The sequence below is a fragment of the Pseudomonas sp. A014 genome (assembly GCF_052378495.1).
Lineage (GTDB): Bacteria > Pseudomonadota > Gammaproteobacteria > Pseudomonadales > Pseudomonadaceae > Aquipseudomonas > Aquipseudomonas machongensis.
The window spans coordinates 4903955-4922172 of sequence record NZ_CP199001.1 but is presented as its reverse complement, the minus strand read 5'-3'; the positions used below and the strand labels follow the sequence as shown (position 1 = coordinate 4922172).

The 18218-nt window shown below is 61.5% G+C and carries 23 protein-coding genes and 1 tRNA gene; 17 read left to right on the top strand and 7 right to left on the bottom strand.

All coding sequences use genetic code 11. The features are described 5' to 3' along the window. Positions 1 to 11: 11 nt before the first annotated feature. On the bottom strand, positions 12 to 902 hold the full coding sequence (locus tag ACTYOL_RS22920; protein ID WP_444757094.1) for a bestrophin family protein: 891 nt from the start codon (positions 900 to 902) through the stop codon (positions 12 to 14). 204 nt (positions 903 to 1106) lie between these two features. Here ACTYOL_RS22920 and ACTYOL_RS22915 point away from each other — a divergent pair, with 204 nt between their 5' ends. The 3 genes from ACTYOL_RS22915 (at position 1107) to ACTYOL_RS22905 (ending at position 3605) form a co-directional block, all read left to right on the top strand. Further along, positions 1107 to 1301, top strand: coding sequence for a hypothetical protein (locus ACTYOL_RS22915; RefSeq protein WP_332261749.1), 195 nt, complete (start codon positions 1107 to 1109; stop codon positions 1299 to 1301). 148 nt (positions 1302 to 1449) lie between these two features. Then, positions 1450 to 2505: a diguanylate cyclase gene (locus ACTYOL_RS22910; RefSeq protein WP_197892326.1), complete on the top strand. Its 1056-nt coding sequence runs from the start codon at positions 1450 to 1452 to the stop codon at positions 2503 to 2505. A gap of 614 nt (positions 2506 to 3119) precedes the next feature. After that, positions 3120 to 3605, top strand: a complete 486-nt coding sequence (locus ACTYOL_RS22905) for a hypothetical protein (RefSeq protein WP_197892319.1) — start codon at positions 3120 to 3122, stop codon at positions 3603 to 3605. A gap of 63 nt (positions 3606 to 3668) precedes the next feature. Here the strand turns inward: ACTYOL_RS22905 and ACTYOL_RS22900 are convergent, their stop codons facing one another. Next, entirely contained in the window at positions 3669 to 3926 is a 258-nt protein-coding gene (locus tag ACTYOL_RS22900) for a DUF3077 domain-containing protein (RefSeq protein ID WP_054892538.1), read from the bottom strand. Positions 3927 to 3939: 13 nt separating this feature from the next. Continuing rightward, positions 3940 to 4173, bottom strand: coding sequence for a hypothetical protein (locus ACTYOL_RS22895; protein WP_153773244.1), 234 nt, complete (start codon positions 4171 to 4173; stop codon positions 3940 to 3942). A 371-nt stretch (positions 4174 to 4544) separates the two neighbouring features. Between ACTYOL_RS22895 and ACTYOL_RS22890 the strand changes: the two genes are divergently transcribed. Then, the gene (locus ACTYOL_RS22890; protein ID WP_444757093.1) at positions 4545 to 5165 is read left to right on the top strand and encodes a LysE family translocator; all 621 of its coding nucleotides are present in this window, start codon (positions 4545 to 4547) and stop codon (positions 5163 to 5165) included. Between the two features lie 126 nt (positions 5166 to 5291). Here ACTYOL_RS22890 and ACTYOL_RS22885 read toward each other — a convergent pair whose 3' ends face one another. The 3 genes from ACTYOL_RS22885 to ACTYOL_RS22875 form a co-directional block, all read right to left on the bottom strand. Beyond that, the gene (locus ACTYOL_RS22885; protein WP_197892317.1) at positions 5292 to 5594 is read right to left on the bottom strand and encodes an XRE family transcriptional regulator; all 303 of its coding nucleotides are present in this window, start codon (positions 5592 to 5594) and stop codon (positions 5292 to 5294) included. Continuing rightward, positions 5591 to 5947, bottom strand: coding sequence for a type II toxin-antitoxin system RelE/ParE family toxin (locus ACTYOL_RS22880; protein WP_153773241.1), 357 nt, complete (start codon positions 5945 to 5947; stop codon positions 5591 to 5593). The genes ACTYOL_RS22885 and ACTYOL_RS22880 overlap by 4 nt, the downstream gene beginning before the upstream one ends. 157 nt (positions 5948 to 6104) lie before the next feature. Further along, positions 6105 to 6189, bottom strand: a tRNA-Leu gene (locus ACTYOL_RS22875). A 108-nt stretch (positions 6190 to 6297) separates the two neighbouring features. On the opposite strand from ACTYOL_RS22875, the gene queA reads away from it, so the two are divergent. From queA to ACTYOL_RS22845, 6 genes are all read left to right on the top strand, one after another. Continuing rightward, a complete protein-coding gene (gene queA, locus ACTYOL_RS22870) occupies positions 6298 to 7347 on the top strand; it encodes a tRNA preQ1(34) S-adenosylmethionine ribosyltransferase-isomerase QueA (protein ID WP_197892315.1) in 1050 nt (349 codons plus the stop codon). A gap of 14 nt (positions 7348 to 7361) precedes the next feature. After that, complete coding sequence (gene tgt / locus ACTYOL_RS22865; RefSeq protein WP_162144435.1) at positions 7362 to 8477, top strand: tRNA guanosine(34) transglycosylase Tgt; 1116 nt, start codon at positions 7362 to 7364, stop codon at positions 8475 to 8477. Positions 8478 to 8518: 41 nt separating this feature from the next. Further along, positions 8519 to 8854 (top strand): preprotein translocase subunit YajC, encoded by a 336-nt coding sequence (yajC, locus tag ACTYOL_RS22860; protein ID WP_054892542.1) that lies wholly within the window; start codon positions 8519 to 8521, stop codon positions 8852 to 8854. A gap of 65 nt (positions 8855 to 8919) precedes the next feature. Next, positions 8920 to 10782 (top strand): protein translocase subunit SecD, encoded by a 1863-nt coding sequence (gene secD, locus ACTYOL_RS22855; protein ID WP_054925563.1) that lies wholly within the window; start codon positions 8920 to 8922, stop codon positions 10780 to 10782. Between the two features lie 10 nt (positions 10783 to 10792). Continuing rightward, entirely contained in the window at positions 10793 to 11701 is a 909-nt protein-coding gene (secF, locus tag ACTYOL_RS22850) for a protein translocase subunit SecF (RefSeq protein ID WP_197892313.1), read from the top strand. Between the two features lie 121 nt (positions 11702 to 11822). Beyond that, positions 11823 to 12371 (top strand): glycine zipper 2TM domain-containing protein, encoded by a 549-nt coding sequence (locus ACTYOL_RS22845; protein WP_054892545.1) that lies wholly within the window; start codon positions 11823 to 11825, stop codon positions 12369 to 12371. 97 nt (positions 12372 to 12468) lie between these two features. Here the strand turns inward: ACTYOL_RS22845 and suhB are convergent, their stop codons facing one another. Then, positions 12469 to 13287, bottom strand: a complete 819-nt coding sequence (suhB, locus tag ACTYOL_RS22840; RefSeq protein WP_054892546.1) for a type III secretion system regulator SuhB — start codon at positions 13285 to 13287, stop codon at positions 12469 to 12471. A gap of 151 nt (positions 13288 to 13438) precedes the next feature. Between suhB and trmJ the strand changes: the two genes are divergently transcribed. The 7 genes from trmJ to hscB all read left to right on the top strand — a co-directional run bounded on the left by trmJ (position 13439) and on the right by hscB (position 18214). After that, complete coding sequence (gene trmJ / locus ACTYOL_RS22835) at positions 13439 to 14197, top strand: tRNA (cytosine(32)/uridine(32)-2'-O)-methyltransferase TrmJ (protein ID WP_054892547.1); 759 nt, start codon at positions 13439 to 13441, stop codon at positions 14195 to 14197. A gap of 5 nt (positions 14198 to 14202) precedes the next feature. Then, positions 14203 to 14988, top strand: a complete 786-nt coding sequence (gene cysE, locus ACTYOL_RS22830; protein WP_054892548.1) for a serine O-acetyltransferase — start codon at positions 14203 to 14205, stop codon at positions 14986 to 14988. 167 nt (positions 14989 to 15155) lie between these two features. Then, positions 15156 to 15647 carry a Fe-S cluster assembly transcriptional regulator IscR gene (iscR, locus tag ACTYOL_RS22825; protein WP_054892549.1) on the top strand — a complete coding sequence of 164 codons (492 nt, stop codon included), beginning with the start codon at positions 15156 to 15158 and terminating at the stop codon, positions 15645 to 15647. Positions 15648 to 15688: 41 nt separating this feature from the next. After that, on the top strand, positions 15689 to 16903 hold the full coding sequence (locus ACTYOL_RS22820; protein ID WP_054925565.1) for an IscS subfamily cysteine desulfurase: 1215 nt from the start codon (positions 15689 to 15691) through the stop codon (positions 16901 to 16903). 46 nt (positions 16904 to 16949) lie between these two features. Beyond that, a complete protein-coding gene (gene iscU, locus ACTYOL_RS22815) occupies positions 16950 to 17336 on the top strand; it encodes a Fe-S cluster assembly scaffold IscU (RefSeq protein WP_003443374.1) in 387 nt (128 codons plus the stop codon). 24 nt (positions 17337 to 17360) lie between these two features. Beyond that, positions 17361 to 17684 carry an iron-sulfur cluster assembly protein IscA gene (gene iscA / locus ACTYOL_RS22810; RefSeq protein ID WP_003248536.1) on the top strand — a complete coding sequence of 108 codons (324 nt, stop codon included), beginning with the start codon at positions 17361 to 17363 and terminating at the stop codon, positions 17682 to 17684. Positions 17685 to 17692: 8 nt separating this feature from the next. Then, the gene (gene hscB, locus ACTYOL_RS22805; RefSeq protein WP_054892551.1) at positions 17693 to 18214 is read left to right on the top strand and encodes a co-chaperone HscB; all 522 of its coding nucleotides are present in this window, start codon (positions 17693 to 17695) and stop codon (positions 18212 to 18214) included. Positions 18215 to 18218: the final 4 nt, after the last annotated feature.

Sequence of the window (18218 nt, the reverse complement as noted above, 5' to 3'; positions counted from 1 at the left end):
ACGGGTCGGCCTCAGTCCACCCACTCCCCACATTGCGCTTCGCGCTGCATCGATTCCAGGTTCCGTTCGATGGTCTCGCAGATCGTGTCCATCGGAATCTGGTGCTCACTGCGTCGAAACGGGCTCTGCAGGTCGGTGCCGATCCGCTCGATCGCCAGCAGCATGAAGCCCACCACCGTCGAAGCCAGCGGCGTGAACCACTCCAGCGACTCGACCAGCCCGATCGGCACGATCACGCAGAACAGCGTGATGAACAACCGCGGAAAATACACGTAGGGGTAGGGCAGCGGTGTATTGGCGATCCGCTCCATCCCGCCCTGGGCGTTGGACAGGTCTACCAGCGTCGACTCCAGCCGCGCCAGGCGAATGCTGTCCAGCCGCCCAGCCTTGTATTCGCCTGCCAGCAAGGCGGCGGAGCCGGCCAGAATGTCATTGGCGAAGTTGTTCGAACCATTGCGCCGCTCGAACTCGTGATGGGGGATGAACGCCATCAGTTCCGGCGGGCACGGCTCGTTCCTCAGGTGCGCTGCCAGGCAGTTCACATAGGCCACATGCCGACGCAGCAAGGTCGCCTTGACCGGATTGAGCCCGTCATCCGGATCGTCCACCAGCGTCAGCACCTGCCGCGCGAAGCTGCGTGAACTGTTCACCATCGCCCCCCACAGCGTGCGCGCTTCCCACCAGCGGTTGTAGGCACTGCTGTTGCGAAAGCTCACCAGCACCACCAGCGCTGAACCCAGCAGCGTCAGTGGGATCAGCGGCAGGCTGAACTTGCTGTTGAAGAACAGCATGAAATCGATGGTGACCAGGATGTCCCACACCAGCAGCCACAGCAGCGACCAGCCGATGTAGTTGAAGGTCTTGAGGACCAGGCGGTACTTGCGCACGAGGTAGTTTTTCACGCAGGGATCTCTTCGTGGAGCGGATGAAGGATCCGACGTCGGGGGCGGGGCAAGGTTCGGTGGGCAGGCTGGTTGGATGTTACTGGACGTGTTTTGTTGTGGTTGCGTCGGAAACAGGCCGCATATTTATCAGACGGTTCGTTAGGTGAGCCCCATTAGAATATCGGCGACCTTGGACAATCCGACGAAACGGAGATCTTGGCGATGATGCTCGAATTATCCACTTTCAGCTTGCCTGAGCTGCTGGACAGCGAGATTGCAATCGCCGAGTACTGGAGACAGGTTTTGGTAGACGGAGATGCGGGCGAGATAGCCCGAGCGCTCGATCACATTTGCGTCGCCCGGCTCCGCATGTCTAGTGAAGCGTCTACCGTATCTGCTGAGTCGAGACGGAATTAACCCGACGGTTAGTGTATTTCGTCCAGCACGTTTGAAGTCCTGTTTTCGATAGTGGCACAATGCTCGAACGCCGAACCCCAGGGCACTTTCCCGCCTGGCTGCCTGTCCGGTGCATTCAAGGACAGTCCATTTTTTCGGTGAGCCCTCGATGATCGAGCGAACGGGTAAGGGTCTTTCCTTCGCCAAACGCATGTACCCACCCCGCGCCATCGGCACCGGGCTTGGATTCTTCTGTGTGCTCATTGGCATCTGGCCGCTGCAGCCGGCCTGGTGGACCTGGGCCTTGCTCGCGCTGCACGGCTTCGTCTGGCCGCACGTCGCGTATCAGCTGGCCCGGTTGTCGAAGCAGCCCTTTCGCGCCGAGCAGCGCAACCTGGTATTCGATGGCTTCGCCGGAGGCTGCTGGGCTGGTGTCATGGGGCTCAACCCGCTGCCGAGCGTGATCATCCTGTCGATGATCGCCATGGACAAGATCGCCGCAGGCGGCTGGCACATGCTCGGCAAGACCTTCCTCGCCCAGGCGCTGGGCATTGGCCTGGGGCTCTGGTTGTACGCACCACCGCTATTCCCGCCTACCAGTCAGGCACAGATGCTTGCATGCCTGCCGATCCTGCTGATCTATCCCATGGCCATTGGCCTGATCTGCTATCAGGTCACCGTCCAGCTCGCCCAGCATAAACGCACTCTCTCGCGCCTGAGCCAGACCGACAGCCTCACCGGCCTGATCAACCACGGCGCCTGGAAAGACCTGCTGCTGCGCGAATTCCAGCGTTGCCGCCGCGACAATCAGGCCAATGTGCTGGCACTGATCGACATCGACCATTTCAAGCAGATCAACGACCGTCACGGCCACCTGATGGGCGACGACATCCTGCGCACCCTCAGCGCCTTCCTGCCAACCCACCTGCGCAAGAGCGACCCGGTGGCCCGCTATGGCGGTGACGAGTTCTGCGTGATGCTGCCCGGCGTCAGCGTGGCCCAGGCCGAGGAAGTGCTCGAGCGGCTGCGCGAGGCGGTGGAGTGTTATCGCCATCCTGAATTGCCGGAGCAGGGGTTGAGCCTGAGCATCGGCATCGCGCCTTTTGGTGGGCATCTGCAGAGCGCCGAGGCCTGGTTGCATGAGGCGGATATGGCGCTGTACCAGGCCAAGAGTGCGGGGCGGAATAGGATTGTGGTGGCGGGGCGGTATGGGGCGTTGGTGTGACACCCGCACTTGCGTAACTGCTATGTGTTGGTTTTGAGTTCGCTCAGCAGGCCGACCTCTTTTGACCTACGCCAGCGAGTCGGGACGGGCAGATGGATTAGCGCGTTTTCACTCATCTCAGCGCCGCGCAACTCACAAATAAACGGATATAATCGTCCGTTTATTTCAATTAGTCGGACAGATTGAGCCGCTTATGGAAAGGTTTTTTCCGGTGGATTGTGACGCAAGCCTCCAGCGCATAGGGCTTCTAGTCAAAACAGCGCGCCTGGAGCAGGGTGTCCGGCAACTGGATGTGGTCAGTAGACTCGGCGTTACCGAGAAGATGCTGCGTCGAATCGAGCTTGGGGATCCATCGGTCAGTGTTAGATCGTTGATGCTCGTGCTGTGGAAGCTTGGTCTCACAGACAAGGTTTTTCGTCCTCTGGAGGACGCTTCAGTCTCCTTCTCTGAGTTGAAGGAAGAGACCAGCGGTCGCCGAGCGCGCAGACGTCGCGCCAAGCCGGAGGACTTCTGATGCGCAGTGCCTGCATCTACATGGAGCCCCTCAAGACCGGTGGTAAGTTTCTGGTACTTGGGCGTCTGACCTTGCATAGCAATCAATCCGGTGAGTTCGTGTGTTCTCCCGCTATGGTGTTCTGGCCTTGATGAATTATCGGTTTCGGCGATTTACTCAATTATCTTGGGGTGCGATGGATGCGCTCATCATTGTGCTCTACGCAGTCGCCAGTATTCGCCGTGGTCGGATTCCATTTTGGGATGATCTGCAAAGCATTGTTGCCTTGTCACGTGAGCATGGTGAGTTGGCATTGTTTATCGGCCTTACAGGCGTAGCGGTGCATCTCTCGGTAGTCGCCAGTGGTTTGCTGTTTATCAAAGGCGTGCGTGCTGCGGCCTATGTCGGCCTGGCCCAGGCGCCATTTCGAATGATCCTGCTTCCCTCGATACCTATCGCCTTCCTATGGCCCAACGTGCTTGTTACGCCAGCACCCTGGCTGCTTTTTCTACTGGGAGTTGGTGCGGAAGCCGTCAAAGTGTGGAGTTTGGTGCTGCTGGTGCGAAGCCAGCGGTTCGCCCAAGCGACTGAATCACAGCCTGTGTAGCCGATTCGATTCAATAGGCCGGGGCCACGTGCAGCCCCAGCCTATCGACAATGCGGCTCTGACCTAGCGGCTTTCCCGCCCGCGTCCTATCTCCACGTCGTCCATCACCGCCTTGACCATGTCGCACAGCAAGTGCGCGGCCCAGCCCAGGTCGGCCTCGCCATCGGTGGAGGCGAGCAAGGTCATGCGCTTGGCGCAGGCCATCATCGCCGACGCCTGTTCCATTGCCAGTTTCGAATCATGTCCGGGCTCGACCCGGAACAGCGGTTTGTCGCCATCTCCATATCCGAACCCGGTGACGCCTGCAGTGGTATCGCTCATGTTCGATGCTCCTTCAGTGACGGACCTGGATCCTGCTCAGTGCGGTTTCTGCCAGCGTCAGGGCGGCATCGACTTCGTGGGCGGTGGTGATGGTCAGGGGCTGGGCGGGGGAGCCGAGGGTGAGGGCGGTGCTGTGGTGGGTGATGGCGAGGGCGCAGGTGAGGTGTTCGATGATTTGGAGGACGAGGTCTTCGAGGGCGTGGGGATTTTCGGGGGCGAAGGGGGGATCGGGGACGATCTTTAACATGGTAACTCCTTGAGCCGTTTTCAGGAGTTGCGAACCATCGCTGTCAAACGAATGGAGGCAACCGTACGTGGGTTGACAGACCGGAGGCTCAAGAACCCGGCGCACACGAATGTGCCCCACGTACAGCTGCCATTGAGGTCAGCCGTTTGGACTTGAGCATGCGGCCTGTCAAAGCCGGTCGTTGATGAGCAACGACCGGGCGAGACTAGAACGCGCCCCATGGCACCGCAACGGCTTTAGGCGGCCGAGAGTATGTTTGGGAAACGGACTACAGGGAATGGGGAAAAACTGAAAATCGAGCCACTTATCCACAACGAAAAAAGCGTCGCCCAAGCTAATCTAGGGCAACTTCCTGCCCAGGTAGAGCCCCCATGTCCATCGCCGACAATCTGATTGCCTTCACACTCGCGGCTACCCTGCTGACGGTAACCCCCGGCCTCGACACCGCCTTGATCCTCAGAACCTCCGCCGTCGAAGGACGCAAGCAGGGGCTGCGCGCGGCCCTGGGCATCAACGCCGGCTGCCTGCTCTGGGGCGCGGCGGTCGCCTTCGGCCTTGGTGCATTGATCGCCGTCTCCGAGCTGGCGTACGACATCCTCAAGTACTGCGGCGCGGCCTATCTGGCATGGTTGGGCGTGAACATGCTCCTGCGCCCACGCCAGTCGCTGGCGCCTGCCGAGGCCGAGAGGCGACCGGCAGCGAACTGGTTCCTCAAGGGCATGATGGGCAATCTGCTCAATCCCAAGGTCGGGATTTTCTACGTGTCGTTTCTGCCGCAATTCATTCCGCAAGGCCAGCCGCTGATTGCATGGACCTTCGGGCTTGTGGGAATTCATGTGCTGCTGGGGTTGATCTGGGCGATGGGGTTGATCAGTGCGACACAATCCATGGCGGGTGTGCTGCGCAAAGGGAAAGTGATTCAGTGGATGGAACGGGCGACCGGGCTGGTGTTTGTGTTGTTTGCGGCGCGGCTGGCGTTGAGTCGGCGCTGAGATCGCCAAAACCTAGTTAAAAAAAGAACCGACCTTTTGGTCGGTTCTTCATGGAGTCGCAGTATTGGCATAGACCATTCGATTTGAGCTTGAGAAAAACAAACTCAAAGCTTTATCGACTACGGGTCAGGCGTGGGCTGTTTCTTTTTCTGGAACCAGCCGCACCTCGACGCGCTGACCGAGCGCGCGGGCGGCGCTAGCCAGGGTCGCCAAGGTCATTCCTGGATCGTCCTGATCGAGCGCGCGATCTACTGCGGTACGGCTGGTATGCATGCGCATGGCCAGTGCTTTCTTCGTCATCTTCTGGCGCTTCATGGCTTCAGCGATCTGCCAAGAGATGACTCGCTTGAGGGCAGCAGCAGACACTTCTTCTGCGAGCCCTTGCTCTGCAAGGAAATCATCGAAGTCGGAGCCGATGTGCTGGTTCATTGCTTGTTCCTCTTGAGTGTTGCTTTGCGCTTTCTGGCAGTGGCCAGGTCAGACGCCGGTGTTTTCTCACTTTTTTTGATGAAGCCGTGAAGCAGGACCATGGTCTGACCTTCTACCGCAAACAAAACCCTGGCGATGGTATCGACCAAGCTCGTCCTTACTTCCCAGAGTCCTGGCTCCATCTTGCGTACGACAGGCATCCCGATCGGCCACCCAAGCTGCACGGTCTTGATGTCGACTCCAATGAGTCGGCGACTTTCACGGTCCAGCTCTGTCAGCCATTCACGCACGGGTTCATTTCCTGCCTCCGTGCGGAAAAATCTGACGTTCAGCTTGATAAGGGGTTCGTCCATGAATGGGATTGTACCAAAAAAGGTGCATCAATCAACTGATCAGGTAACTGGACGACAATGATGGTAGGGCTGCACTGACAACAGGCACAAAAAAACCGGCTCGTTGGCCGGTTTCTTGTTGTTCCAGGTCTGGTAGGGACCGCTTGGAACTATGTGATGGTGCCCCGAGGGAGACTCGAACTCCCACTCCTTTCGAAAACGGATTTTGAATCCGCCGCGTCTACCAATTCCGCCATCAGGGCTTGTGGCGCCGCAGTATAGAGAGGCTCCTGCACCCGGTCAATCGGCTTTCATGGTCAATTTTCATGCATTGGGCTAAACTTCCCGGCCCTGCCAAGCCGAACACGATCATGCGCGTCGCCGATTTTTCCTTCGAACTCCCCGATTCCCTCATCGCCCGCCACCCCCTGGCCGAGCGCCATGGCAGCCGTCTGCTGGTCCTCGACGGGCCGAGCGGGGAGCTGGCGCACCAGCGCTTTACCGATTTGCTCGAGTACCTGCGCCCGGGCGACCTGATGGTGTTCAACAACACTCGGGTGATTCCGGCGCGGCTGTTCGGTCAGAAAGCCTCCGGCGGCAAGCTGGAAGTGCTGATCGAGCGCGTGCTCGACAGCCATCGGGTGCTGGCCCATGTGCGTGCCAGCAAGGCACTGAAGGTCGGCGCCACGGTGCTGATCGATGGCGGTGGCGAGGCCGAAATGGTCGCGCGCCATGAGGCGCTGTTCGAGCTGCGCTTCACCGAAGAGGTGCTGCCACTGCTCGAGCGCGTTGGCCATATGCCGCTGCCGCCGTATATCGACCGCCCGGACGAAGGCGCCGACCGTGAGCGCTACCAGACCGTTTACGCCGAGCGTGCCGGTGCGGTTGCTGCACCTACGGCGGGCCTGCATTTCGACGAGGCGCTGCTGGAGCAGATCGCCGCCAAGGGCGTCGAGCGTGCCTTCGTCACCCTGCACGTGGGTGCCGGCACCTTCCAGCCGGTGCGGGTCGACAAGATCGAAGATCACCACATGCATAAAGAGTGGCTCGAAGTGAGCCAGGATGTGGTCGATGCCATCGAGGCCTGCCGCGCCCGTGGCGGGCGGGTGATCGCGGTCGGTACCACCAGCGTGCGCTCGCTGGAGAGTGCGGCGCGCGATGGTGTGCTCAAGGCGTTCAGTGGCGACACCGACATCTTCATCTACCCCGGTCGGCCGTTCCACGTGGTCGATGCGCTGGTGACCAACTTCCATTTGCCCGAGTCCACGCTGCTGATGCTGGTCTCGGCCTTTGCGGGGTATCCCGAGACCATGGCCGCATACGCCGCGGCGGTCGAGCAGGGATACCGCTTCTTCAGTTACGGTGATGCCATGTTCATCACCCGCAATCCGGCGCCGCGCGGCCCCGAGGATCAAGCATGAGTCGCACCTGTCGAATGTCCTTCGAACTGCTGGCCACCGACGGCAAGGCCCGTCGCGGTCGGCTGACCTTCCCCCGTGGCACCGTGGAAACCCCAGCGTTCATGCCGGTGGGCACCTATGGCACGGTCAAGGGCATGTTGCCGCGGGACATCGAGGCCATCGGCGCCGAGATCATCCTGGGCAACACCTTCCACCTGTGGCTGCGCCCGGGCACCGAGGTGATCAAGAAGCACAACGGCCTGCACGACTTCATGCAGTGGAAAGGCCCGATCCTCACCGACTCCGGCGGTTTCCAGGTGTTCAGCCTGGGCGCGATGCGCAAGATCAAGGAAGAGGGCGTGACCTTCGCCTCGCCGGTCGACGGCTCCAAGGTGTTCATGGGCCCGGAAGAGTCGATGCAGGTGCAGCGTGACCTGGGCTCGGACATCGTGATGATCTTCGACGAGTGCACGCCGTACCCGGCCGAGCACGATGTGGCGCGCACCTCCATGGAGCTGTCGCTGCGTTGGGCCCAGCGCTCGAAGAACGCCCACGGCGACAACACCGCGGCACTGTTCGGCATCGTTCAGGGGGGCATGTACCAGGACCTGCGCATGCGCTCGCTGGAGGCGCTGGTCAATATCGACTTCGACGGCCTGGCCATCGGCGGTCTGTCGGTGGGCGAACCCAAGCACGAGATGATCAAGGTGCTGGATTACCTGCCGGCACAAATGCCTGCTGACAAACCTCGTTACCTTATGGGGGTAGGCAAACCGGAAGATCTGGTTGAGGGTGTGCGCCGCGGCGTCGACATGTTCGACTGCGTGATGCCCACGCGCAACGCGCGCAACGGCCATCTGTTCGTCGATACAGGGGTGATCAAGATCCGCAATGCGTTCCATCGCCACGATGATTCGCCGCTGGATCCGACCTGTGACTGCTATACCTGCACCAACTTCTCCCGCGCTTATCTGCATCACCTGGACAAGTGCGGCGAAATGTTGAGCAGCATGCTGAATACCATCCACAACTTGCGCCATTACCAGCGCTTGATGGCCGGTTTACGCGAGGCTATTCAACAGGGTAAATTGGCCGCCTTTGTCGACGCCTTCTATGCCAAGCGCGGACTTCCCGTTCCGCCTTTGGACTGACTGTTCGCACACATAACTAAATTCAGCAACTGGAGTGCTACATGAGCTTTCTGATTCCCGCCGCTTACGCGGACGCTGCAGCCCCTGCCGCCGGCCCAGCCGGTACCGGCTTCGAGTGGATCTTCCTGGTCGGTTTCCTGGTCATCTTCTACCTGATGATCTGGCGCCCGCAGGCCAAGCGTGCCAAAGAGCAGAAGAACCTGCTCGGCGCCCTGCAGAAGGGTGACGAAGTGGTCACCAACGGCGGTATCGCCGGCAAGATCGTCAAAGTTTCCGACGACTTCGTGGTGCTGGAAGTGTCCGACAACGTCGAGCTGAAGTTCCAGAAGGGCGCCATCGCCGCGACCCTGCCAAAAGGTACGCTCAAGGCTATCTGAGTTACCGGTTTCATTTTTTCCAGTCGGGGCGCGCAAAGCGCCCCGCGTCTTGAACGGGCGGCGTGATGCTGAACAAATACCCTCTGTGGAAATACCTGCTGATCCTGGTGGTACTGGCGGTCGGCTTTATTTATTCCGCTCCCAACCTCTACCCGGATGACCCGGCGGTGCAGATCAGCGGTGCAAGTTCCGCGCTGCACGTGAGCCAGGCCGACCTCGACCGCGCCACCAAGGCGCTGGCCGATGCCGGTATCACCGTCAAGGGTGGCAGCCTGGGCGAGAAGGGCAGTGCGCTGGTGCGCCTGACCAACCAGGAAGACCAACTGCCGGCCAAGGATGTGGTGCGCAAGACCTTGGGTGACGACTACGTCGTCGCACTGAACCTGGCCCAGACCACCCCGCAGTGGCTGCGCAACCTGGGTGCCAGCCCGATGAAGCTGGGCCTGGACCTCTCCGGTGGTGTGCACTTCCTGCTGGAAGTGGACATGGACAAGGCCATGAGCGCCCGCCTGAAGGTCTACGATGGCGAAGTGAAGACCCTGCTGCGCAAAGAGCGCGTGCGCTACCGTAGCCTGCCCCAGCAGGACGGCAGCATCATGCTGGGCTTCGCCGACGATGCTACTCGCGAACAGGCACGTGCCCTGGTCCGCAAGAATTTCAATGATTTCGACATCACCACCACCGAGCGCAACGAGCTCTCCGTGCTGCGTCTGGCGCTGACTCAGGCCAAGGTCGCCGAAATCCGCGAATACTCCATCAAGCAGAACCTGACCACCGTCCGCAACCGTGTGAACGAGCTGGGCGTGGCCGAGCCGCTGGTTCAGCGCCAGGGCGCCAACCGTATCGTGGTCGAGCTGCCGGGCGTGCAGGACACTGCCGAAGCCAAGCGTATCCTCGGCAAGACGGCCAACCTGGAGTTCCGCTTCGGCGCTGAGCCAGGTGCTTCGAAAGCGACCACCGAGGTCTTCGAGTTCCGTGACGGCAACCGTTCGGCTGCGGTCGAGCGTGGCTTGATCATCACCGGTGACCAGGTTACCGATGCTCAGGCGAGCTTCGACGAGCACGGTCGTCCGCAGGTGAACATCCGCCTGGATGGCCACGGTGGCGAGTTGATGAGCCGCGCCACGCGCAGCAACGTCGGTCGCAGCATGGCGGTGATCTTCATCGAGCAGAAGCCGGTGACCCGCTACGTCAAGCAGACCGTTGATGGCGTCGAGAAGGAAGTGGCGGTACAGAGCTTCCAGGAAGAGAAGAAGATCATCAGCCTGGCGACCATCCAGTCGCCGCTGGGCAGCCAGTTCCGTATTACCGGCCTGAACGGCCAGGGTGAGTCGTCCGAACTGGCCCTGCTGCTGCGTGCCGGTGGTCTGGCCGCACCGATGTACTTCGCCGAAGAACGTACCATCGGCCCAAGCCTGGGTGCCGACAACATCACCAAGGGTGTCGATGCATCGCTGTGGGGCATGTTGTTCGTCTCGCTGTTCATCATCGCCATCTACCGTGGCTTCGGCGTGATCGCCACCATCGCCCTGGCGGGCAACATGGTGCTGCTGCTGGCGCTGATGTCGCTGTTGGGCGCGACCCTGACGCTGCCGGGTATCGCCGGTATCGTGTTGACCATGGGTATGGCGGTCGACGCCAACGTGCTGATCTTCTCGCGGATTCGCGAGGAGCTGAAAAACGGCATGTCGGTGCAGCGCGCCATCCACGAAGGCTTCAACCGTGCCTACACCGCGATCATCGACGCCAACCTGACCAGCCTGCTGGTCGGCGGCATCCTGTTCGCCATGGGTACCGGCCCGGTCAAGGGCTTCGCGGTCACCATGTCCCTCGGGATTTTCACCTCGATGTTCACCGCCGTCATGGTGACCCGCGCAATGGTCAACCTGACCTGTGGCGGGCGTGACATCAAGAAGCTGTGGGTTTGAGGGAGCTGCGATGAAAACCATCAACTTCATGGGCGTGCGCAACGTTGCGTTCGCCGTCACTGTCCTGCTGACCGTACTGGCGCTGTTCAGCTGGTGGCACAAGGGCTTGAACTTCGGCCTGGACTTCACCGGCGGTACGCTCATCGAGCTGACCTACGAGCGTCCGGCCGACCTCAAGGCGGTGCGTGCCGAGCTGGTCGACTCCGGCTTCCACGAGGCCATCGTGCAGAGCTTCGGTGCCACCACCGACCTGCTGGTGCGCATGCCTGGCGATGACCCGCAACTGGGCAATCAGGTTGCCCAGGCGCTGCAGAAAGTGGGCGGCGACAACCCGGCCACCGTCAAGCGTGTCGAGTTCGTCGGCCCGCAGGTCGGTGAAGAACTGCGTGACCAGGGCGGCCTGGGCATGCTGCTGGCGCTGGGCGGGGTACTGATCTACCTGGCGTTCCGCTTCCAGTGGAAGTTCGCGGTGGGGGCGATCGTCTCGCTGATTCACGACGTGATCGTGACCGTGGGCATCCTCTCGTTCTTCCAGATCACCTTCGACCTGACGGTACTGGCGGCAGTGCTGGCGATCATCGGTTACTCGCTCAACGACACCATCGTCGTGTTCGACCGCGTGCGTGAGAACTTCCGCGTCATGCGCAAGGCGTCGCTGATCGAGAACATCAACGTCTCGACCACCCAGACCCTGCTGCGCACCATCGCCACCTCGGTGTCGACCTTGCTGGCGATCGCAGCGCTGCTGTTCTTCGGTGGCGACAACCTGTTCGGCTTCTCGCTGGCGCTGTTCCTGGGCGTCATGGCGGGTACCTACTCGTCGATCTACATCGCCAACGTGGTGCTGATCTGGCTGAACCTGAACAGTGAAGACCTGATCCCGCCGGTCAAGGCCGAGGGTGTGGACGACCGTCCGTAAGGGCTTGTCCTACGCCGTTTGGCGTAAAGAGAGGCGCGAGTGTTGAACTCGCGCCTTTTTTTTTGCTCCAAGGCAGGGAGAAGGCGGGCAATGTCCCGCGGGTATGATCAGGAGATTCCACGTGAACAAATCAATGCTGGTGGGTGCGGTTCTGGGTGCTGTCGGTGTTACAGCCGGAGGTGCTGTGGCGACCTACAGCTTGGTGAACAAAGGGCCGGAATACGCCCAGGTCACTGACGTACAACCGATCAAGCAGCAGGTGAAGACGCCGCGCGAAGTGTGCAAGGACGTGACCGTGACGCGCCAGCGTCCGGTGCAGGACCAGCACCAGATCGCCGGTACCGTGGTGGGCGCCCTGGCCGGTGGCCTGCTGGGTAACCAGATCGGTGGCGGCACCGGCAAGAAGATCGCCACGGTCGCAGGTGCGGTGGGTGGTGGTTATGCCGGCAACAAGGTGCAGGAAGGCATGCAGGAGCGTGACACCTACACCACCACGCAAACGCGCTGCAACACGGTCAACGACATCAGCGACAAGGTGGTGGGCTACACCGTGAAGTACACCATCGGTGACCAGGCTGGTGTGGTGAAGATGGACCACGAGCCAGGTTCGACCATTCCGCTGGACAAGAACGGCAAGCTGGTGCTGAGCCAGGCGCAGCCCGGCCAGTGATCTGGATGCTGGCTTCGTCGCGGGCCAGCAGAACCAGGGAAAACAGGCACAAAAAAAGCACCCCTCGGGGTGCTTTTTTTGCATCCTAAGCCCTGGCTCAGCGCTTGAGGTTTTCCGGCAGGTGCGGCTGGATGGCGGTCAGTACCGCCTTGAAGCACTTGATGTTGCCGGCAACGATGTGGCCTTTGTCGAGGAAGTCGTGGCCACCGTTGAAGTCGCTCACCAGGCCGCCCGCTTCCTGGATCAGCAGTACGCCTGCGGCCATGTCCCACTCGGACAGGCCCGACTCCCAGAAGGCGTCGAAACGACCAGCGGCAACGTAGGCCAGGTCCAGGGCGGCGGAACCCGCGCGGCGGATGCCGGCGGTCTGGCCGGTGAGGGCGCGGAACATGCCGAGGTAGTTGTCCAGGTCAGCCATCTGGCTGTCGCGGAACGGGAAGCCGGTACCCAGCAGGGCGCCTTCCAGGCTGGTGCGCGAGCTGACGCGCAGGCGACGACCGTTGAGCTGGGCGCCACGACCGCGGCTGGCGGTGAATTCTTCCTGGCGGACCGGATCGACGATGACCGCGTGCTCAAGGCGGCCGCGGTATTTGCAGGCGATGCTGACCGCGAAGTGCGGAACGCCACGCAGGAAGTTGGTGGTGCCATCCAGTGGATCGATGATCCACAGGTAGTCCTTGCCTTCCTCGCCGGAGCCGGCGTGCAGGCCAGTCTCTTCACCCTGGATCGAGTGGTTCGGGTAAGCCTTGCGCAGGGCGTTGACGATGGTCTGCTCGGCGGCGCGATCGACCTCGGAGACGTAATCCTTGGCCTCTTTCTCGTCGACCTTGATGCTGTCCAGGCGTTCGATGGAGCGGAAAATCAGTTCACTGGCGCTGCGAGCGGCGCGCAGGGCGATATTCAGCATAGGCTGCATGGGCGTTTCACCTGGAGATGTTAAAGAAGAAAGCCGCCTAGTCTATCAGAAAACTGTTCCGGCAGAAGGGTGACATTCGCATTCGTGGCGTTACGCCCGTCGCTTAGGTAAGATCGTTCCCCCCTTTATAGGCATCCGTGAGCTCGACACCTTGCTGCAGAATATTCGTGTTGTTCTGGTCAATACCAGCCACCCCGGCAACATCGGCGGCGCTGCTCGTGCCATGAAAAACATGGGCTTGTCGCGCCTGGTGCTGGTCCAGCCACTGGATTTCCCCGCGGCAGACGCCAGTGCCCGTGCCTCTGGTGCCGACGATGTGCTGGACGGCGCCATTGTGGTCGATACGCTCGAGCAGGCGCTGGCCGGTTGCAGCCTGGCGATTGGTACCAGCGCCCGTGATCGCAGCATGCCGTGGCCGATGCTCGACCCGCGCGAATGCGGGGTGCAGAGCGTCGCGCGTGCGGCCGCTGGCGAGGAGATCGCCCTGGTGTTCGGTCGTGAACACGCAGGCCTGACCAATGACGAACTGCAGCGATGTCACTTCCACGTGCACATTCCATCGAACCCCGATTTCAGCTCGCTGAATCTTGCCGCCGCGGTCCAGGTGCTCGCCTACGAGGTGCGTACCGCATGGCTGGCGGCGCAAGGTGCGCCGGCGAAGGTCGAGAAGGTCGATGCCAGCGATGAGCTGGCCACCCTGGACGAAATGGAGCTGTTCTACGAACACCTGGAAAAGACCCTGGTGGACATCAGCTTTCTTGACCCTGAGAAGCCCAAGCACCTGATGGCGCGCCTGCGCCGGTTGTATGGGCGCAGCTCGGTCAATCGTTCGGAAATGAGCATTTTGCGCGGCATCCTCACCGAGACCCAGAAGGTCGCACGGGGTGATGCGCACAAGCGGAAGGACTAGAAACAATGTTCGAGCGTCTGCGTGAAGATATCCAGAGTGTGTTTCATCGTGACCCGGCGGCGCGCAATGCCTTCGAGGTACTGACCTGCTACCCCGGGATGCATGCCATCTGGCTGCATCGCCTGGGCAATGCCCTGTGGAAACGCGACTTCAAATGGCTGGCGCGCCTGGTGTCGAACTTCGGGCGCTGGATGACCGGCATCGAGATCCATCCGGGCGCCACCATTGGCCGGCGCTTCTTCATCGATCATGGCATGGGCATCGTCATCGGCGAGACCGCCGAGATCGGCGATGATGTCACGCTCTACCAGGGCGTTACCCTCGGCGGCACCAGCTGGAACAAGGGCAAGCGACACCCGACCCTGGAAAACGGCGTAGTGGTGGGGGCGGGCGCCAAGGTGCTCGGCCCGTTCACGGTTGGCGCCGGGGCCAAGATCGGCTCCAATGCGGTGGTGACCAAGGCCGTGCCGGCCGGCGCCACGGCAGTCGGGATCCCGGGGCGGATCATCGTCAAGACCGAAGACAGTGAGGTCGAGGCCAAGCGCAAGGCCATGGCCGAGAAGATCGGCTTCGATGCCTACGGCGTCAGTGGCGACATGCCCGACCCGGTAGCGCGCGCCATCGGCCAGATGCTCGACCACCTGCAGGCGGTCGACGAGCGCCTGGAGGGCATGTGCGGGGCGCTGACCAACCTGGGCAGTGACTACTGTGCCAAGGCCCTGCCGGCGCTGCCGGAAGAAGACTTCGCCGAGGTCAAGCAGGCTGCGCAGAGCGACACTCCGTCGCATTGATTACGCCCGGCTGATACACGGGGCGTGTGCTCGCGCCCCTTGTCTGCTATCATCGCGCCCGCTTCCCGCATGCAAACCCGACTAAAGCACTAGGTCTTATAGTTGACTTAAATGCTCGGGAATCGCATACTCGCACACATCCTGTAACTCCCGTGGTACCCATAGCCATGCGATTGACTACCAAAGGCCGTTACGCCGTCACCGCCATGCTCGACCTGGCGTTGCACGCGCAGCATGGGCCGGTATCCTTGGCCGACATTTCCGAGCGCCAGGGCATCTCCCTCTCCTATCTGGAACAGCTGTTCGCCAAGCTGCGCCGCAGCAGCCTGGTATCCAGCGTGCGCGGTCCGGGTGGCGGCTACCAGCTGTCGCGGGGCATGGAAACCATCCAGGTGGCGCAGGTAATCGACGCGGTCAACGAGTCGGTAGACGCCACTCGCTGCCAAGGCCTCGGGGATTGCCACGCCGGTGATACCTGCCTGACCCACCACCTGTGGTGCGACCTCAGCCAGCAGATCCACGAATTCCTCAGCGGCATCAGCCTGTCCGACCTCGTCATGCGCCGTGAGGTGCAGGAAGTCGCCCAGCGCCAGGACCTGCGTCGAGTCGCCGGTCGCGTTGCCCAGCTGGACAAGATTGAGACGTCCGCCGTCGACTGATGCAGCGACGAGCGACGCCAACGCCTGATAGGAGATACTCAATGAAGTTGCCGATCTACCTCGATTACTCCGCGACCACCCCGGTCGATCCCCGCGTCGCCCAGAAAATGGCCGACTGCCTGCTGGTCGACGGAAACTTCGGTAACCCGGCCTCGCGTTCCCACGTGTTCGGCTGGCGCGCTGAAGAGGCGGTCGAGAATGGCCGCCGCCAGGTCGCCGAGCTGATCAACGCCGACCCGCGCGAAATCGTCTGGACCAGCGGTGCCACCGAGTCCGACAACCTCGCGCTCAAGGGTGTCGCGCACTTCTATCAGACCAAGGGCAAGCACATCATCACCTCCAAGATCGAGCACAAGGCGGTCCTCGACACCGCTCGCCAGCTCGAGCGCGAAGGTTTCGAAGTCACCTACCTCGAACCCGGTGAAGACGGCATCGTCACCCCGGCGATGGTCGAGGCAGTGCTGCGCGACGACACCATCCTCGTCTCGCTGATGCATGTGAACAACGAAGTCGGCTCGATCAACGATATCGCCGCCATCGGTGAACTGACCCGCTCGCGCGGCGTGCTGTTCCACGTCGATGCCGCTCAGTCGGCCGGCAAGGTCGAAATCGACGTGCAGAAGACCAAGGTCGACCTGATGTCGTTCTCGGCGCACAAGGTCTACGGCCCGAAGGGCATCGGCGCGCTGTACGTCAGCCGCAAGCCGCGTGTGCGCCTGGAAGCCATCATTCACGGCGGTGGCCATGAGCGCGGCATGCGTTCGGGCACCCTGCCGACCCACCAGATCGTGGGCATGGGCGAGGCCTTCGCCATCGCCAAGCAGGAAATGGCCGCTGAAAACGTCCGCATCAAGGCGTTGAGCGACCGCTTCTTCAAGCAGGTCTCCGACCTTGAAGAGCTGTACGTCAACGGCAGCCAGACCCAGCGCGTTCCGCACAACCTGAACCTGAGCTTCAACTACGTCGAAGGCGAGTCGCTGCTGATGTCGCTCAAGGACATCGCCGTCTCTTCCGGTTCGGCCTGCACCTCCGCGTCGCTCGAGCCGTCTTATGTACTGCGCGCCCTGGGCCGCAACGACGAGCTGGCGCACAGCTCGATCCGCTTCTCCTTCGGTCGCTTCACCACTGAAGAAGAAGTCGACTACGCCGCGCAGGAAGTCTGCAAGGCAGTGAACAAACTGCGTGAACTGTCGCCGCTGTGGGACATGTACAAAGACGGCGTCGACATCTCCAAGATCGAGTGGGCCGCCCACTAAGCAGTCGCCAGCAAGAGCGGCTCCCTGATGAGGAAGGAATTGCACCATGGCATACAGTGAAAAGGTCATCGACCACTACGAAAACCCGCGCAACGTCGGCAAGATGGACGCCGAAGATCCGGACGTCGGTACCGGCATGGTCGGCGCCCCGGCTTGCGGTGACGTGATGCGTCTGCAGATCAAGGTCAACGAGCAAGGCATCATCGAAGATGCCAAGTTCAAGACCTACGGCTGCGGTTCGGCCATCGCCTCCAGCTCCCTGGCCACCGAGTGGATGAAGGGCAAGACCCTGGACGAAGCCGAAACCATCAAGAACACCCAGCTGGCCGAAGAACTGGCGTTGCCGCCGGTCAAGATCCACTGCTCGGTACTCGCCGAGGATGCCATCAAGGCAGCCGTTCGCGATTACAAGCAGAAGAAAGGCTTGATCTAAGTCGCCGCGAGGTAAGGAGTTCCGATGGCTATCAGCATGACAGAAGCCGCCGCCAACCACATTCGCCGCTCCCTCGATGGGCGCGGCAAGGGTGAAGGCATCCGCCTGGGCGTGCGCACCACCGGCTGCTCGGGCCTGGCCTACGTGCTGGAGTTCGTCGACGAGCTGGCCGACGAGGATCAGGTGTTCGAGAACCATGGCGTGAAGGTCATCATCGACCCAAAGAGCCTGGTGTATCTCGATGGCACCGAGCTGGATTTCGTCAAGGAGGGGTTGAACGAAGGCTTCAAGTTCAACAACCCCAACGTGCGCGGTGAGTGTGGCTGCGGCGAAAGCTTCAATGTCTGAGGCTTGACGTGGGTACTCCTTGCCATTTCGCCCTGTTCGACCTGCAGCCGGGCTTTCGCCTGGACCTCGACAAGCTGGCCACCCGTTATCGTGAGCTGGCCCGCGAGGTCCATCCGGACCGCTTCGCTGACGCCTCCGAGCGTGAGCAGCGTGTCGCCCTGGAAAAGTCCGCAGCACTCAACGACGCCTACCAGACGCTGCGCAGCGCGCCGCGTCGCGCGCGTTATCTGCTGGCCGTCAGCGGTCACGAAGTGCCCCAGGAAGTCACGGTCCACGACCCCGACTTCCTGCTGCAGCAGATGCAGTGGCGCGAAGAACTCGAAGAGCTGCAGGACGAAGCCGACCTCGACGGTGTTGCCGTGTTCAAGAAGCGCCTGAAGGTCGCCCAGGACACGCTCAACGAGGATTTCGCCGCCTGCTGGGATCAAGCTGCCGAGCGCGACAGGGCCGAGCGCCTGATGCGCCGCATGCAGTTTCTCGACAAGCTCGCCCAAGAAGTGCGCCAACTCGAAGAGCGCCTCGACGATTAACCCC